The following is a 16,017-nucleotide window of genomic DNA, read 5'->3' as shown; positions in this document are numbered from 1 at the left end:
TGATGTGCGACAAATTAGGTCCATTGTTGTTTAAATTTTAAGAGCTTGGTTATTAGGTTTGATTCAGCATGACAATGAATTGTTCAGCGACGACAACATCATCGGGTAGCGCTTTTTGGTTATTTGGATATTCAAGCTGATCAAATAACAGTTGCCCTGCAATATAATGACAAGCGAGCGTCAAATGTCGCTGTGCGTCGGTATGACTCATATGAAATGCAGCATATTCGCGCACAATAATTCGCTCAGCAAAACTGGCTGCTAAGCAATGTTGAAAGCGACGTGACTCAGCAATGATGCGATCAATATCTTTCAGCTCCTCAAACACCCAACTCTCAATAAAATAATAAGCCTCATGACTGATTGGTTGCCATGAGACACACCCAAGCTTTCGTTTCAGTTCCGCAAGTAACTCTTGGCTATGCAATTGATCATGCCACTGCACGGCCTGATGAAATAGGCTCTTCCATGTGACATTTTTTAAAACCTCCTTTTGCGTCTCGAAATGTTCAGGCAAATAATCACGCACATAAGCATCAAACACCGAAATTCGTAAAGGGGGCCGATTTAAATAAAACAACTGTCGAAAGCTTTCAATATGCAGTTTATGTTGCTTTAACTGAAGATAAAAATCACGGTGTTGTTGCTTATCTTCGCTAAAATAAATCACTAAGTCTTCAGGAAGTTCCTGCACAATTTTATCTAAATGCTGAATATAGGCCTGCATTACACGACTCAATTTTATGTAAACCCGTTTCCCCCATTCGGGCTGTTGTTCGACCACACGGCGCAGCAGTTCGAGCCATTCATCTAAATACAAAATAGACGGGCTGATCGCTATCCGCTGATCATCCATATCTTGGCGTCTATTTTTTAAGACCACATGCTGGTTGGTCTCAAGCTCAAACCAATGCTGTTGTAAGGCATGTTCATAGCAACTTTGTATAAATAAACGCGCCGCGACATGTTGGAAGTACTTTAAAGTCGTGACAATAATTTCAGGATGATAAGACTGCGTATCGAGATAACTTAAAGCCGTTACGGCAACGCGTATACTACTGTGCTGAATATTTTGACTCACCCAGTCTGTCACCACCGCTTTTTGTTTGAATAACCAATTTACGGTACGGCTTTCATCAAAAATTGGGAGTTTTGCGACCTTCTTTTGCCATAGCTTGGTTTTAGTTTTTAAAAAATGCTGCTTTGACAACAAATCACGCGATAACCAAAGATCCCGATGCATAAGCCGCACAAAGCCGAGCATATGGGACTGCTCTTTAGCATGCGGATATAACAAGTGAATGTCGTGCGTATGATCCATCAACTCCTGTAAAGAAAACCGTTCAGGAAATGCCGTTTGTATAATGCGATAAACATGTGGTTCTAAGAATTGATTGGCACTACAACACAGCTCATCATAACTATTCATCAAAGACTGTAAGGGTAAAATATCTTCCGCCTGATCTGCATCTAAGCAGCATAAGCGCTGCAACTCGGCCAGCAAACTTCGCTCAGAAGCTGGATCAGCTGCATTGAATTCAACTTGCTGGCATAACTGTTGAAAGAGTTCTGATTGCGTTTCCCTTATTTCAGTTAAAATCGTTTGCACGCGACTCGGCCCATCGAACAAAACAAACACCTGTTGAAGAATCAGCTGACGCAGCTGTTTAACTTTATTGCGCAAATACAAAGAATGTTGTGGAGATTGATCACCCACTAAAAACACAATGTCGTGTAAACAAAACTCTTCTAGCGCTTCTGCATAGTGTCCTTGATAAATAAACTGCGGGACACACAGCTCCACCTGTTCAGCTGGCGCATAAAACTGAATATGAAAACAATGATTTAAAATTTGGATCCGTTGTGTTTTTGCCTCGACACTTAAAACGTTTTGCACATTGAGTGTAGATAGAAAAGTGGACTGCTCGTGATGAAGCTGCTGAATACTCGGAACAACTTGTCTTAACTGTATAGCAAGACTTTGATATTGCTTAAGCTTATCGTTTTGCTCCACGGCTTTTCCTCTTTGAATTTGGCTATTTTCACCACAACTTCAAAACCAATATAAACAAATCCTGAACCACAGGCTATGCCTTTTATCGATAGCCATTTTGTTCGGTGAAGCCATTTTTCCTCATTCCCTTACTCATGGTAGGTATTTGGTAGGTACACAAGTTTTTTGAATCATTCGATACTCTAAAAACGGTAATGAGCACCGATAACAACATAAATAATGGTAGAAGGAATCGCACCATGGCTTTTAAAAATATTGCAGATCAAACGAACGGTTTTTATATCCCTTGTGTTTCACTTTTTGGCCCAGGCTGTGCCAAAGAAATTGGTGGTAAAGCACAAAACCTCGGTGCAAAGAAAGCACTGATTGTAACCGACGCAGGTTTATTTAAATTTGGCGTAGCCGACACCATTGCAGGATATCTCAAAGATGCAGGTGTTGATAGCCACATCTTCCCAGGTGCAGAACCGAACCCAACTGACATCAATGTCCACAACGGCGTGACTGCGTATAACGAACAAGGTTGTGACTTTATTGTGTCCTTAGGTGGTGGTTCTTCCCATGACTGCGCTAAAGGTATTGGACTCGTGACTGCGGGTGGTGGTCATATTCGTGACTACGAAGGGATCGATAAAAGTACGGTTCCAATGACCCCTCTTATTGCCATCAACACCACGGCAGGTACAGCGTCAGAAATGACACGCTTCTGTATTATTACCAATACAGATACCCATGTAAAAATGGCAATTGTAGACTGGCGCTGCACTCCACTAATTGCAATTGATGACCCTAAACTGATGATTGCAAAACCTGCAAGCTTAACAGCAGCAACAGGTATGGATGCTTTAACCCATGCAGTAGAAGCTTATGTTTCAACAGCCGCAAACCCAATCACTGATGCCTGTGCTGAAAAAGCTATTTCAATGATTAGCGAATGGTTAAGTCCAGCCGTTGCGAACGGTGAAAACTTAGAAGCGCGTGATGCCATGAGTTATGCACAATATTTAGCAGGTATGGCATTTAACAATGCATCTCTAGGTTATGTCCATGCGATGGCTCACCAACTCGGTGGCTTCTATAACCTACCTCACGGCGTATGTAATGCAGTCCTACTTCCACACGTCTGTGAGTTCAATTTAATTGCCTGCCCTGACCGTTATGCACGAATTGCTGAACTGATGGGAGTTAACATCACAGGTTTAACTGTGACAGAAGCTGGATATGCTGCCATTGACGCAATTCGTGAACTATCTGCATCGATTGGTATTCCATCGAGCTTATCTGAACTTGGTGTGAAAGAGCAAGATTTGGGTGTTATGTCTGAAAATGCGCAAAAAGATGCCTGCATGCTGACGAACCCACGTAAAGCAAACCATGCTCAAGTGGTCGACATCTTCAAAGCTGCACTCAAATCAGGTACTTCAGTGGTCGATTTTAAAGCAGCGGTCTAAGTTCTCTCCTTAACTTTTAGTTTGCTTTGACAATTTAAGTGGAATGAAACAGACGTCCATACTGTTTCATTCAGGTAAGCCTAATCCTTGCTTACCTGTGCACTTAAATTGTCTTTTTTTATTTGTGGTTGACAAAGTTTTGCACTTCATCAAGGATAAGAAAACTCATGACAATAACAACCAGAGCAAATTATGTCAGCAACTCAGACTCATCCTGCGTATACAACTGATGTCCTCGGTGAAGGCTATGAACAATTAAAACTCAGTTTTCCAGACGATTATGAAGGTGCTGTATGCGCAACCCTCGTACGCAAAAAAGCACCGCAAAATACTCAAAAAGCTGTGCTGTATATCCATGGTTTTATTGACTACTTTTTCCAAACCGAAATGGCTGAACAATTTAATCAGCATGGTTATGATTTTTATGCGCTCGATTTAAGAAAATATGGTCGTTCTCACTTGAGCCATCAAAAATATTATAACGTCCGTGATCTCAGTGAATATGATGCTGAGATTACCCAAGCCTTAGAGATCATTGGCAATGAAGGCCATACTGCGGTGCTGCTTGCAGGACACTCTACCGGTGGCTTAATCACGACTTTATACGCTGCACACAACCCTAAGCATCCGCTGATCAAAGCACTTTGGGCCAATAGCCCTTTTTATGATTTTAATATGCATCCCATTAAGCGCAAACTTGGCGTGCCGCAGCTCAGTCAACTCGCAAAGCATTTTCCTGACCTCAAGTTTCCAAGTGAACTGAATAAATGGTATGTACCGAGCCTACATCAAAACGAGCATGGTGAATGGAACTTTGATTTGGAGTGGAAACAACCAAGCTATTCTATGGTTCGGATCAGCTTTGTACGTGCAATCCATGAAGCACAGAAAGAAATTCATCGCGGTGGTTTAAAGCTCTCTGTTCCTGCACTCATTATGCATTCACATCAAACGCTCAACCCGAAGAAATGGGGCGCAGCCGCTCAAACCAGTGATGTGATTTTAGATGTTAAAGACATTGAAAAGCAGGCCAAAAATTTACAAGGTGACGTCAGTGTCGTGACCATTCAAAATGGTTTACACGACTTAGTCCTCTCCGCACCTGAAGTTCGTGCCGAAGTCTATGCTGAGCTGTTCCAGTGGCTCGAGCAAAAATTAACGTAATACACCCGTCCAACACAATTCATAATTTTTAAATTTTATATTTCTCAAGTAGCTGATGCGCAGGATGTCCATCCGGTGTCAGCTCAATGAGTCGCTCAACAGCATCAATCGCCTCTGGGTAACGTGCGACATGTTTAAACAACATATCAGTTTCATTGGCTTTAAAAATCGCACTGCTTAAACGTGACTCCAAGCAGTCACGCCATGCACATAGAAATGGACTTTCTGTTTTAGGCAGTAAAACCCCTGAACACAGCTTCAATGCAGTCTCGATATAGGCAGCATCTAAGGCCTGCTCAGCTTGTAAAAAATCAGCCTCAATATGCGCCAAAATTCGATAGGGACGAGATCCCAACATTCCACCGAGCAAGTCACGCAATTGTGACATTTCAGCCTTAAGTGTTCCCACACTCACCTTGCGCTCACCATATAAAGCCTGATGCAAAGTGTCTAAAGTCATGCCCTGTGGGCACAGCGCCAAGATGGTCAAAATTTCAATTTGTCGCGGTGTGAGTACCATCACTTTGCCATTAAAATGTACTTGTGGTACACCAAAAGCACGGATATATAATTGTTGGCGCTGATATTCTAAGAGTGCCGTTTGGATGATAGATGCACAGCGCTCTGCTGCGAGTAGACCAAGGCTATTATGATTTTTCCATGTGGTGGATAAATCAATCACCCCAAGGACGTGTTTTGAGTAAGGGTCAATGATTGGTGCAGCATAACAAACCCAATCATGAATGGAACTCATATAGTGTTCATTTGAAAAGACACAACTGGACTGTTGAGTTTTTAAGGACAAGGCCAATGCATTGGTCCCCACCAATTCCTCTCGCCACTGCCCGCCTTCAACAAAATGTACACTTTCTGCCGCATTACGCATTTGTCTGCTGGACGCACTCCAAATAATGGTACTACCAATATCGCCTACAGCGACCACCATCGAAGACTGCTGTGCAATATGTCTCAGTTCATCTGCACAGTAACTCAAAGCATGTTGTAGCGCTGAACCTTGTGACATAGAACCTTCAGAAATGGGCGCAGCAAAGCGATCTTTTGGAATTTCTGCGGAGTTAGAGCGCTGCCATGAACTTGCAATACTTTTTCCCAATTGTTCAGCTTGTACCGTCGAAATACTACTACTGGTTCTAAGCTTTTCTATTTCTTGTCTTTTCTGTATTAAATGTTGCATTGCCATCATTCCTTATTCTCAAAACAATTCCTGATATACGTCCACTGTATTACTTGGTTGTAAACATTTGTCAAAGCCTTGTAAACCTCCTTCCTTCCAACCTTTTTCCAACCTTATATTAGTTATGCTACTTAAATATTGTACAGATGTACCTTATACCAAAGCTGTAGATGCTTTTAAAAAATCAATAAGCAAAGGAACTTCAATATGCGCTATGTAGACCCTAACCAATCTGGTTCTAAAGTAGAATTTAAAGCACAGTATGACAACTTTATTGGTGGCAAGTGGGTTGCTCCAGTAAAAGGTGAATACTTTGAAAATATCTCTCCTGTCGACGGTAAAGTTTTTACAAAAGTCCCTCGCTCATCTGTAGAAGACATCGAGCTTGCACTTGATGCTGCGCATAACGCCAAAGAACAATGGAACAAATCTTCTCCAACTACACGTTCAAATTTACTCCTTAAAATTGCAGATCGTCTAGAACAAAATCTAGAAAAATTGGCTGTGGCTGAAACATGGGACAACGGTAAACCGATTCGTGAAACGCTCGCAGCGGACATTCCTTTAGCCATTGACCATTTCCGCTATTTCGCAGGTTGTATCCGTGCGCAAGAAGGTGGTATTTCTGAAATTGATGAAGATACCATTGCCTATCACTTCCACGAACCCTTGGGCGTGGTAGGACAAATTATTCCATGGAACTTCCCAATTTTGATGGCAACATGGAAAATTGCTCCAGCACTTGCTGCAGGTAACTGTATTGTTTTAAAACCTGCTGAACAGACACCTGCGAGTATTTTGGTTTTAATTGAACTCATTCAAGACTTACTCCCACCCGGTATTTTAAACATCGTCAACGGTTATGGTGTTGAAGTGGGTCGTCCACTCGCAACCAATCCACGTATTGCTAAAATTGCATTCACTGGCTCTACTGCTGTGGGTCAAATGATCATGCAATATGCCACTGAAAACGTAATTCCTGTGACTTTGGAATTAGGTGGTAAGTCTCCAAACATCTTCTTTGAAGACATTATGGATCAAGACGATGAGTTCTTAGACAAAGCCCTTGAAGGTTTTGCCATGTTCGCACTTAACCAAGGTGAAATCTGTACCTGTCCATCACGCGCTTTAGTTCAAGAAAGTATCGCAGATAAATTCCTTGAAATGGCAGTTGAACGTGTGAAACGCATTAAAACGGGTCACCCGCTCGATACAGAAACGATGATTGGTGCGCAAGCTTCACTGGAACAACAAGAGAAAATCTTGGGTTGTATCGCAACAGGTCGTGGTGAAGGTGCACAAGTACTGACAGGTGGTAGTGAGCGTAATGAAGTGGGTTCTGGTTTCTATATTGAACCAACCATTTTCAAAGGCACCAATGACATGAAAATTTTCCAAGAAGAAATTTTTGGGCCTGTACTTTCAGTGGCAACATTTAAAGACTTTGACGATGCCATTAAAATTGCCAACGACACTATTTATGGTTTAGGCGCTGGTGTATGGTCACGTTCAGCACATACTTCTTACCGTGCAGGTCGTGCAATTCAAGCGGGTCGAGTTTGGACCAACTGTTACCACATCTACCCTGCACATGCCGCTTTCGGTGGTTATAAAAAGTCAGGGATTGGTCGTGAAAACCATAAAATGATGCTTGATCATTACCAACAAACTAAAAACCTACTTGTGAGCTATGCAACCAAGCCTATGGGCTTCTTCTAAGCACTTAGCTTATTCGTATTCTGTTCTCTATGTGTTTAGGGTAATTCGTTACCCTGAACACTCTCTCACCATCAACCATCAACCATCAACCATCAACCATCAACCATCAACCATCAAAACAATAATTCAAAACTGTGTCATATAAACATTAGACAGGACGTCTAATCGCTTGGTACTGAAATTGCATAAATATTGCATCCATCAAGCCATCTATAAAAACTCAAGATATGGAGCTTCACATGACCGATTCTCCCATTAACAGCTCAACGACTCCACTCTCTACCTCAACCGTAAGTACATCTGATGACTATTTTGAAAAAAGGCAACTGAAACAAGGTGCTGTAGGCTGGCTATTATTAGTTGGTTTAGGCGTGGCTTATGTCATTTCAGGCGACTTTGCTGGCTGGAACTTCGGTCTTGCTCAAGGTGGCTGGGGCGGTATGTTTATCGCAACGGTTGTCGTAGCCATCATGTACTTATGCATGTGCCTGTCGATGTCTGAAATGGCCACCATGCTACCCACTGCGGGAGGTGGCTATAGCTTTGCGCGTACCGCATTTGGCCCATTTGGTGGCTATCTCACCGGCACGGCGATTCTAATTGAATATGCCATCGCCCCTGCAGCCATCGCATGCTTTATTGGTGCCTACTGCGAGTCCTTATTTGGTGTCGGTGGATGGATCATTTATCTCATCTGCTATCTGGTTTTTATGGGTATTCATCTTAAAGGTGCAGGTGAAGCCCTCAAGATCATGTTTGTCATTACCGCCATTGCAGCCGTAGCTCTTTTTGTCTTTATCATCGCAATGGCACCACATTTTAACAGCGCCAACTTATTTAACATTGCACCGACTGAAAATATCGGTGCAAGTAACTTCCTACCGATGGGTTATATCGGTATTTGGGCGGCAGTACCCTATGCGATTTGGTTCTTTTTAGCGGTAGAAGGTGTACCACTGGCAGCAGAAGAAGCCAAAGAGCCATCTAAGTCCTTACCGCGTGGTTTGATCGGTTCGATGCTGATTTTGGCCGCTTTTGCCCTACTTATTCTGTTCTTAGGTGCTGGTGCTGCTGGCGCAGAACAACTTAAAGAATCAGGCGCACCTTTAGTTGATGCACTGGTAGCCGTCTATGGTCAAAACAGCTGGTTAGGCAGTTTTGTCAATTTTGTCGGTCTGGCAGGTTTAATTGCGAGTTTCTTCTCCATCATCTATGCCTATTCACGTCAAATTTTCGCCTTATCACGTGCGGGGTATTTACCAACCTCGTTATCCCTGACCAATAAAAACAAAGCGCCCTATTTAGCGATTATTATTCCCGGCATCATTGGTTTTTTATTGTCCCTAACAGGTGAAGGTGATCTGCTCATCCTGATGGCGGTATTTGGTGCGACTATTTCTTATGTCTTGATGATGCTTTCTCACATTAAACTGCGCATCAGCCGTCCAGAATTACATCGTCCCTATAAAACCCCAGGTGGGATTGTCACCTCATCAATTGCTTTGATTTTAGCCAGTATTGCGGTGATTGCTGGTTTTGTGGTAGATCCTAAAGTTTGGTTTATGGCTGCCGCTATTTATGCGGTCTTTATTGCCTACTTTATTTTCCATAGTCGCCATCGACTCGTTCAAGGAACACCTGAAGAAGAGTTTGAAAGTATTCGTAAGGCCGAAAAAGACTTATAAAAGGACCTATGACATGGCTTATAAAACGTTGATTGGACATCAGCACTATGTGTTTAATGATTTAAAAACTTTAATGGCAAAAGCAACCCCGCTGCGCTCAGGTGATCAACTTGCAGGTGTTGCGGCGGAAAATGCAACTGAACGTGTTGCCGCACAAATGGCATTGGCCGATGCTCCATTGAAGCAGTTTTTAACTGAAGTGTTGATCGACTATGAACAGGATGAAATAACCCGCCTGATTATCGATGAGCACCGTAGTGATTTATTTGCGCCGATTTCACATTTTACCGTAGGAGACTTTCGTAACTGGCTACTCAGTGAAGATGCGACTACGCAGAAATTACAACAACTTGCGCTCGGTTTAACCCCTGAAATGGTGGCTGCGGTGAGTAAAATTATGCGCAATCAAGACCTCATCTTGGTTGCGAGTAAATGTGAAGTCATCACCCAATTTCGCAACACCATCGGATTGAAAGGTCATCTCTCGACCCGTTTACAACCGAATCATCCGACCGATGATCTCTTAGGGATATCGGCCAGTATTTTGGATGGCTTGATGTATGGCAATGGTGATGCCGTCATTGGGATTAATCCTGCAACCGATAACCTACAAAATTTATCGGAACTGCTCAAACTACTCGATCATGTGATTCAAGAGCATCGCATTCCAACCCAGTCTTGTGTGCTGACTCATATCAGTTCGGGGATTCAACTGGCTGAGAAAAATGTGCCAATTGATTTAATGTTTCAATCGATTGCAGGTACACAGCGCGCTAATGAAGGTTTCGGCATTAACCTTGAATTATTACGTGAAGGCTATGAAGCGACACTGGCTCTCAAGCGTGGGACTGTGGGACAAAATGTGATGTATTTTGAAACAGGTCAAGGTAGTGCTTTATCTAGTAATGCACATCACGGCGTAGATCAGCAAACCTTAGAAGTCCGTGCCTATGCGGTAGCACGTAAATTTAACCCACTACTGGTAAATACTGTGGTTGGGTTTATTGGCCCAGAGTATTTATACAATGGCAAACAAATTATCCGTGCAGGCTTGGAAGACCATTTTTGTGGCAAGCTCCTAGGCTTACCTATGGGCTGCGACATTTGCTATACCAACCATGCCGATGCCGATCAAAACGACATGGATGTACTACTCACCCTTTTCGGTGCAGCAGGTTTGAACTTTATTATGGGCATTCCGGGTTCGGATGACGTCATGCTGAACTATCAAACCACGTCATTTCATGATGCGCTGTATTTAAGGCAACTTTTAGGCTTAAAAGCCGCACCTGAGTTTGATCTGTGGTTGGCTGAACAAGGCATCTTTAAACAACAGCAGCAGCACATTATCTGGCCGGAACATATTCCGCCACAATTTGAAAAACTTTTGCATATATAAGGAGCAACTTATGTCACTTGTTCCTCTAGAAAATTATCAATCTGAACAGCATCAGGATGTTTGGGAAAACTTAAAGAAATTTACCGATGCTCGTATCGCCATTGGTCGCGCTGGTTGTAGCATCCCGACCCATGAACTGCTGAAATTTCAACTAGCACATGCGGAAGCGCAAGATGCGGTACATCAAGCTTTAGATGTCGAACACTTAGTTGCGAGTTTTAATACACTAGGTTTGGATAGTCTGACGGTACACAGTCAAGCTGAAAATAAGCAAGAATACTTAAAACGTCCTGACTTAGGTCGCCTGTTAAATCCAGCGTCACAACATGGCTTAGAGGTTTTTAAAGCCAGTAACCCGCAAAACTATGATGTCTGTATTGTGATTGGTGATGGACTGTCTGCACGGGCGATTGAAGAAAATGCAGTGCCTTTTATTCAGCACCTTATCCCGCAGTTGCAAGCGGAACACTGGAGCATTGCACCGATGGTGATTGCTACTGGAAGCCGAGTCGCTTTGGGTGATCCAGTTGCAGAGTGTCTATACGCGACTATGCTCGTGATGCTGATTGGTGAAAGGCCTGGTCTAAGCTCACCTGATAGTATGGGCATTTACTATACATGGAAAGCAGCCTCAGGCACTTTGGATGCTAAACGAAACTGTATTTCAAATGTTCGACCTGCAGGTTTAAGCATTCCTGTTGCAGTACAACGGCTAATGTCTCTCATGCGTGGCTCTAAGAAACTCGGTTACTCAGGTGTAGACTTAAAAGATGAACATGAAATGGTCAGTCTAGACACGGAACATTCGCCTAAGCGTTTATTTTAATTTGAAGCAGATCAGCCGTAATTTTATGGCTGATCTTAAATGGTGTGTTCTTTTAACTTGTATTTTAGCTCGCTTTATTCAGCGCTTGTTCTACAAAATGTAGACGATCTTGACCCCAATACATTTCATCACCCATAAAGAATGTCGGTGTGCCGAAAATGCCACGTTGAATGGCCTGTTCTGTTTCAGTGATTAGTTTTTGTTTCACCACTTCCGACTGAACCATACTCATAATGTCATCTACAGAAAAGCCACTTGGTTCTAGCACTTCTGCCAAGACAGTAGGTTCATTCAGATTTTGTGGTGTACCAAACATCGCATCGAATAAAAGTTTTAAAACTTGCTCAAACTTTTCTAGATGCAACAATTGAACGCCTGTCAAAATACGCATTAGGGTTAAAGTGTTCATCGGAAAATGCGGATTCATGTGCATTGGAATATGGTAATACTCCGCCCAGCGCTGCATATCTAAGATTGAATAAACCCCTTTGACAGGAATCTCTATCGGACTACGATTGCCTGTTGCTTTAAACACCCCGCCCAATAATATAGGCTTATACACAATCTGAATCTCTTGCTGCTCTGCCATTTGCAGTAAACGATAGTAGGCCAAATAGCTATATGGACTGCCCAAATCAAAATAAAATTCTACGCTTTTCATGCTTTGTCCTTTTACCAAGTTTCCATCCAAGGTCTTAAATCTAACTCATGCGTCCATGCATCGCGCGGTTGCTGCGACAAATGCCAATAATTTTCTGCAATATGCACGGGATTTAATATGCCATCCTGTTCTTTACGCGCGTACATTTCAGGAAAAGTGTCTTTAATAAAATCGGTATCAATTGCCCCATCCACCACTACGTGTGCCACATGAATATTTTTCGGGCCAAGCTCACGTGCCATACTTTGCGCTAAGGCACGCAGTGCATGTTTCGCCCCTGCAAAAGCGGCAAAGTTTGCTGCACCTCTTATGCCTGCGGTTGCACCTGTGAAAATAATACTTCCGTGCTCACGCACGACCATACGCTTTGCCACTTCACGCCCTGTCAAAAATGCACCGAAGCAAGCCATTTCCCAAATTTTAAAATATTTGCGTGCAGTTTCTTCTAAAATACTACATGGCACATTCGCCCCAATGTTAAACACTAAAACATCGATTTCACCAATATTGGCTTCAATTTCCTCTACCAAAGTGATGACTTGCTCTTCTTTACGTGCATCAGACGCAAAGCCATATGCAAGGCCACCTTCAGCTTCTATCTCTGCAATTAAGGGCTGGAGTTTTTCGGCATTTCTTCGCGTCATACAGGCGATGTATCCACCACGTGCAAAACGTTTTGCGATTTCGCCCCCTGTGGCATCTCCTGCGCCAATCACTAACGCGACTTTCTTTTTAGAAGCAGTCTTTTGCAACTGCTGTTCTGGCTGTAATTCATCCATAAATACACTCCCTTCATAAAATAACGATCGTTATCATAACGATCACTATGTTATAGTTTTTAGCGTCAGTCAATTTTATTTTGATGAAACTCCTATGCGCTATAAAACAGGATATAAAGAAGAAAAACGTCAAGAGCTGCTTAAAATCAGTGCTCAACTGGCCAAGAAGCAAGGCTTTACCAATACAGGTGTCGACGGTTTTATGAAAGCGGCTCAAATGACCAGCGGTGCTTTTTATTCGCATTTTTCATCAAAACATGAATTGTTTGAAGCACTGATCCAGTCCGAGTTACAACACAGCTTTCAAGCATGGCAAGCCAATCCGCATGACAATATCGAAGAGTGGATTGACTTCGAAATTGAACGTTATTTAGCGCTGTCTCATGTGCAACGTCCAGATCAAGGCTGTGTTATTCCCTCTCTTGCAGCCGAGGTAGCACGTAGTAGTGAAACAACAAAACTGTGTTTTCAACAGGAAATGCTTCGTGGTCACGCACTCTTTACACAACATCTAGGCAGTGAAATACAAGCTTGGGCGGTTCTATCTCAACTGGTCGGCGCAATCGTCATGGCGCGGAGCATGGCTGATGAACATCTACAACGAGAAATTTTAAACTCAAGCAAATGGATGATTAAAAACATGCTACAGCTCAAGTAAAATCTTGGATTGGATTTATAGTTTTTTTCTACATATTTTCTGATTTTTTGCCTTCAACTTCTGCGCATTTCCCTGTACATTTTTACACTCCTTTACCCCCCTGTGAACGAGCCTGCTATGACGACACTACCCGATACCATTTACGCGATTCAGCATCTTGCTTTTGAAGATTTAGGTGCATGGGAAGATGTGTTATATCAATTGGGTTATCGGGTACGCTATTTTGAAGCCGGCAAAGATGACTTAGCTAAAGCGTTGAACTATACAGGTCTAACCATCATTTTAGGTGGCCCGATTGGGGTATATGAAACTGATGATTACCCTTTCTTACAACAAGAAATAGACTTACTCAAAGTTCGCTTAGAAAAGAATTTACCCACTTTAGGCATTTGCTTAGGTGCACAGTTGATTGCACATGCACTCGGTGCAAAAGTATATGCAGGTCATAGCAAAGAAATTGGCTGGAGTCAGTTACAGCTCAATATCGTTGAACATAACCCATTACAAGCACTGGTAGGAACTGAAGTACTACATTGGCATGGCGACACCTTTGAACTTCCTGCTCAAGCTGAACCGTTGGCCAGCTCAGAAGTTTATCCCAACCAAGCTTTTCGTGTAGGCAAAAATATTCTAGGCTTACAGTTCCATCCTGAAGTCGCAGCGGATGGTTTAGAAAAATGGCTAATTGGGCATACTGCTGAACTTCGTCAAGCGAACATCAATATTCCAGCATTGCGTGCAGACAACCAACGCTGTGCAGCTCAACTAGAACATGTTTCTGGACAAGTTTTGACAGCATATTTAAAAGCCTTGGTTTAATAATTCAGCCATAATCCGCTCCATGCGCCTATTGCTCTAAATTTTAAGTTTATAGCAGACATAAAAAAGCACCTCTATTAAGGTGCTTTTTTGGTAGATATCGCTTATTTCGCAGCAGCTTTAGGCTGTGGAACTGATGCTTCAGTGGTGATATTCACAGTGATTTTATCACCCACGTTTGGCACGTATGCGCCTACACCAAAAGCAGAACGGTCAAATGAAGTGGTTGCGTTGAAACCAATTGACTGTGCTTTGGTCATTGGGTGCTCACCTTGTTTATTCAACACCGCATCTAAAACGACAGGCTTTGTCACATTTTTAATGGTTAAATCACCTGTGATTTTGTACTTATTCGCACCAACAGCTTGTACTTTTGTACTTTTAAAGGTAATGGTTGGATACTTTGCTGCATCAAAGAAATCAGCCGCTTGCAAGTGTTCATCTAAAGCTTTTACGTTGGTGTTTAAGCTAGATAAAGGAATCGTTACATTCACCGATGAATTTGCAGGTTTTGCATTATCAACATTAATCACACCCTGAATGTCGCTGAAGTTTGCAGATGGAGTTGAAAAACCAAAGTGGCTCCATGTGAAAACTGTTGCTGTATGTGTAGGGTCAATTTGATATGCCACAGGTTTCGCCATAGCAAATGTAGTCGCAGTTGCAACGGCCAAACCGATTGTTAAAGCTTTAAAGTTCATGTTTTTATCTCACATTGGAATACTGCTTAGTCTATAGAGTTCTACAACGAATACATCTATAAAGATAAAACGATATGTTGCAACTTTAGAACGATATAATTGTTTTTAAATGTAGCAACTTAGCTATGCCCGATATTGAATGAAACCAGTCTTCTTCGCGACTTTATTATAAAGTTGCTGTGCGCCTAAATTGTTCTGATGGGTAAACCAATAGACCCGATCACATGCTCGCTTTTCGGTATACATCTTAACGTGTTCGATTAAAGCTCTTGCAACCCCTAGCCCACGATAGTCCTCATGCGTAAACAGATCTTGTAAATATGCGTAAGGCTTTAACGTCCAACAGCTATCATGCTCTATCACATATACAATCCCTACAACCCGACCTGCCATAAGTGCGGCAAAACCATACATATGCTCACACTTAGAATCAGTTAGCTTATGCCATGTGTTTTCAGATATCTGCTCCAATAAATCAACCTGATAAAATGCCCGATAAGCTTGCCATAATGTAACCCAGATCGACTGATCGATTTCTGTCAGTGGCACAATTTGAATATTTCGTACTTCCATTTTGTTATCAAAGTGATGTTTATTTTTTTGTAAGGCTTATATTTAAACTGAAATCACCACAAAGAAAAAGCCTTATTGAATCGCTTCAATAAGGCTTCTTTTGGACGTGACAACCATCATAGTTTTTCAATCAGAATCCGATCAATCAACTTCATACCTGTCTGCTTTTCATGGTTTTTACGGCGGATCTTAATTTGCTTATCTTCTGCTAAATCTTGCAATAACAGTTCAACAGCAACCATCGCCTCCAAAGGTAGATCTGGTCCAATCCACTTCTGTTCGCCCGCATCCATCAATACAACTTCATCATGAATTTGATCGTACAAGCTCATATCATCACCTAAAATTTATGCAGCTACTTTAGCAGCAGCTT

The 16,017-nt window shown here is 42.3% G+C and carries 15 protein-coding genes; 8 read left to right on the top strand and 7 right to left on the bottom strand.

Translation table 11 applies throughout. From position 1 onward, the window contains the following. Window positions 1–52: 52 nt before the first annotated feature. Complete coding sequence (locus F986_RS15775) at window positions 53–2,014, bottom strand: hypothetical protein (protein WP_004696791.1); 1,962 nt, start codon at window positions 2,012–2,014, stop codon at window positions 53–55. A 239-nt stretch (window positions 2,015–2,253) separates the two neighbouring features. Here F986_RS15775 and mdh point away from each other — a divergent pair, with 239 nt between their 5' ends. Both mdh and F986_RS15765 read left to right on the top strand, forming a co-directional pair. After that, window positions 2,254–3,465, top strand: coding sequence for an iron-dependent methanol dehydrogenase (gene mdh / locus F986_RS15770; protein ID WP_004696788.1), 1,212 nt, complete (start codon window positions 2,254–2,256; stop codon window positions 3,463–3,465). A 192-nt stretch (window positions 3,466–3,657) separates the two neighbouring features. Further along, window positions 3,658–4,629, top strand: a complete 972-nt coding sequence (locus F986_RS15765; protein ID WP_004696785.1) for an alpha/beta hydrolase — start codon at window positions 3,658–3,660, stop codon at window positions 4,627–4,629. A 28-nt stretch (window positions 4,630–4,657) separates the two neighbouring features. On the opposite strand, the gene F986_RS15760 is transcribed toward F986_RS15765, so the two are convergent. Continuing rightward, window positions 4,658–5,833, bottom strand: coding sequence for a helix-turn-helix domain-containing protein (locus tag F986_RS15760; protein WP_010326873.1), 1,176 nt, complete (start codon window positions 5,831–5,833; stop codon window positions 4,658–4,660). Between the two features lie 198 nt (window positions 5,834–6,031). Between F986_RS15760 and exaC the strand changes: the two genes are divergently transcribed. The 4 genes from exaC (at window position 6,032) to eutC (ending at window position 11,453) form a co-directional block, all read left to right on the top strand. Then, window positions 6,032–7,543: an acetaldehyde dehydrogenase ExaC gene (gene exaC, locus F986_RS15755; protein ID WP_004696782.1), complete on the top strand. Its 1,512-nt coding sequence runs from the start codon at window positions 6,032–6,034 to the stop codon at window positions 7,541–7,543. 239 nt (window positions 7,544–7,782) lie between these two features. Beyond that, window positions 7,783–9,228 carry an ethanolamine permease gene (eat, locus tag F986_RS15750; protein ID WP_004696779.1) on the top strand — a complete coding sequence of 482 codons (1,446 nt, stop codon included), beginning with the start codon at window positions 7,783–7,785 and terminating at the stop codon, window positions 9,226–9,228. Between the two features lie 13 nt (window positions 9,229–9,241). Further along, window positions 9,242–10,627, top strand: a complete 1,386-nt coding sequence (locus tag F986_RS15745; protein WP_004696778.1) for an ethanolamine ammonia-lyase subunit EutB — start codon at window positions 9,242–9,244, stop codon at window positions 10,625–10,627. 10 nt (window positions 10,628–10,637) lie between these two features. Continuing rightward, complete coding sequence (gene eutC / locus F986_RS15740; protein WP_004696776.1) at window positions 10,638–11,453, top strand: ethanolamine ammonia-lyase subunit EutC; 816 nt, start codon at window positions 10,638–10,640, stop codon at window positions 11,451–11,453. A gap of 64 nt (window positions 11,454–11,517) precedes the next feature. On the opposite strand, the gene F986_RS15735 is transcribed toward eutC, so the two are convergent. Both F986_RS15735 and F986_RS15730 read right to left on the bottom strand, forming a co-directional pair. Beyond that, complete coding sequence (locus F986_RS15735) at window positions 11,518–12,114, bottom strand: 2-hydroxychromene-2-carboxylate isomerase (RefSeq protein WP_004696775.1); 597 nt, start codon at window positions 12,112–12,114, stop codon at window positions 11,518–11,520. 11 nt (window positions 12,115–12,125) lie between these two features. After that, the gene (locus tag F986_RS15730; protein WP_004696774.1) at window positions 12,126–12,893 is read right to left on the bottom strand and encodes an SDR family oxidoreductase; all 768 of its coding nucleotides are present in this window, start codon (window positions 12,891–12,893) and stop codon (window positions 12,126–12,128) included. A 94-nt stretch (window positions 12,894–12,987) separates the two neighbouring features. On the opposite strand from F986_RS15730, the gene F986_RS15725 reads away from it, so the two are divergent. Together F986_RS15725 and F986_RS15720 are read left to right on the top strand one after the other, a co-directional pair. Next, window positions 12,988–13,551 carry a TetR/AcrR family transcriptional regulator gene (locus F986_RS15725; RefSeq protein ID WP_004696773.1) on the top strand — a complete coding sequence of 188 codons (564 nt, stop codon included), beginning with the start codon at window positions 12,988–12,990 and terminating at the stop codon, window positions 13,549–13,551. 117 nt (window positions 13,552–13,668) lie between these two features. Beyond that, window positions 13,669–14,370, top strand: a complete 702-nt coding sequence (locus tag F986_RS15720) for a glutamine amidotransferase (RefSeq protein WP_004696772.1) — start codon at window positions 13,669–13,671, stop codon at window positions 14,368–14,370. 104 nt (window positions 14,371–14,474) lie between these two features. Here the strand turns inward: F986_RS15720 and F986_RS15715 are convergent, their stop codons facing one another. The 3 genes from F986_RS15715 to F986_RS15705 all read right to left on the bottom strand — a co-directional run bounded on the left by F986_RS15715 (window position 14,475) and on the right by F986_RS15705 (window position 15,976). Further along, window positions 14,475–15,071 (bottom strand): YceI family protein, encoded by a 597-nt coding sequence (locus F986_RS15715; RefSeq protein ID WP_004696771.1) that lies wholly within the window; start codon window positions 15,069–15,071, stop codon window positions 14,475–14,477. Window positions 15,072–15,194: 123 nt separating this feature from the next. Further along, entirely contained in the window at window positions 15,195–15,644 is a 450-nt protein-coding gene (locus tag F986_RS15710; protein WP_004696770.1) for a GNAT family N-acetyltransferase, read from the bottom strand. Between the two features lie 116 nt (window positions 15,645–15,760). Then, complete coding sequence (locus F986_RS15705) at window positions 15,761–15,976, bottom strand: hypothetical protein (RefSeq protein WP_004696769.1); 216 nt, start codon at window positions 15,974–15,976, stop codon at window positions 15,761–15,763. Window positions 15,977–16,017 lie beyond the last annotated feature (41 nt).

It is taken from the genome of Acinetobacter johnsonii CIP 64.6 (assembly GCF_000368045.1).
Classification (GTDB): Bacteria; Pseudomonadota; Gammaproteobacteria; order Pseudomonadales; family Moraxellaceae; genus Acinetobacter; species Acinetobacter johnsonii.
This window is presented reverse-complemented; position numbering and strand designations above follow the sequence as displayed.

Coding starts and splice junctions, on each gene's coding strand:
- eat (WP_004696779.1), top strand. CDS start 7,783: ATGACCGATTCTCCCATTAACAGCTCAACGACTCCACTCTCTACCTCA.
- F986_RS15760 (WP_010326873.1), bottom strand. CDS start 5,833: ATGATGGCAATGCAACATTTAATACAGAAAAGACAAGAAATAGAAAAG.
- F986_RS15705 (WP_004696769.1), bottom strand. CDS start 15,976: ATGAGCTTGTACGATCAAATTCATGATGAAGTTGTATTGATGGATGCG.
- F986_RS15715 (WP_004696771.1), bottom strand. CDS start 15,071: ATGAACTTTAAAGCTTTAACAATCGGTTTGGCCGTTGCAACTGCGACT.
- F986_RS15725 (WP_004696773.1), top strand. CDS start 12,988: ATGCGCTATAAAACAGGATATAAAGAAGAAAAACGTCAAGAGCTGCTT.
- F986_RS15710 (WP_004696770.1), bottom strand. CDS start 15,644: ATGGAAGTACGAAATATTCAAATTGTGCCACTGACAGAAATCGATCAG.
- eutC (WP_004696776.1), top strand. CDS start 10,638: ATGTCACTTGTTCCTCTAGAAAATTATCAATCTGAACAGCATCAGGAT.
- F986_RS15735 (WP_004696775.1), bottom strand. CDS start 12,114: ATGAAAAGCGTAGAATTTTATTTTGATTTGGGCAGTCCATATAGCTAT.
- F986_RS15745 (WP_004696778.1), top strand. CDS start 9,242: ATGGCTTATAAAACGTTGATTGGACATCAGCACTATGTGTTTAATGAT.
- mdh (WP_004696788.1), top strand. CDS start 2,254: ATGGCTTTTAAAAATATTGCAGATCAAACGAACGGTTTTTATATCCCT.
- exaC (WP_004696782.1), top strand. CDS start 6,032: ATGCGCTATGTAGACCCTAACCAATCTGGTTCTAAAGTAGAATTTAAA.
- F986_RS15730 (WP_004696774.1), bottom strand. CDS start 12,893: ATGGATGAATTACAGCCAGAACAGCAGTTGCAAAAGACTGCTTCTAAA.
- F986_RS15765 (WP_004696785.1), top strand. CDS start 3,658: ATGTCAGCAACTCAGACTCATCCTGCGTATACAACTGATGTCCTCGGT.
- F986_RS15720 (WP_004696772.1), top strand. CDS start 13,669: ATGACGACACTACCCGATACCATTTACGCGATTCAGCATCTTGCTTTT.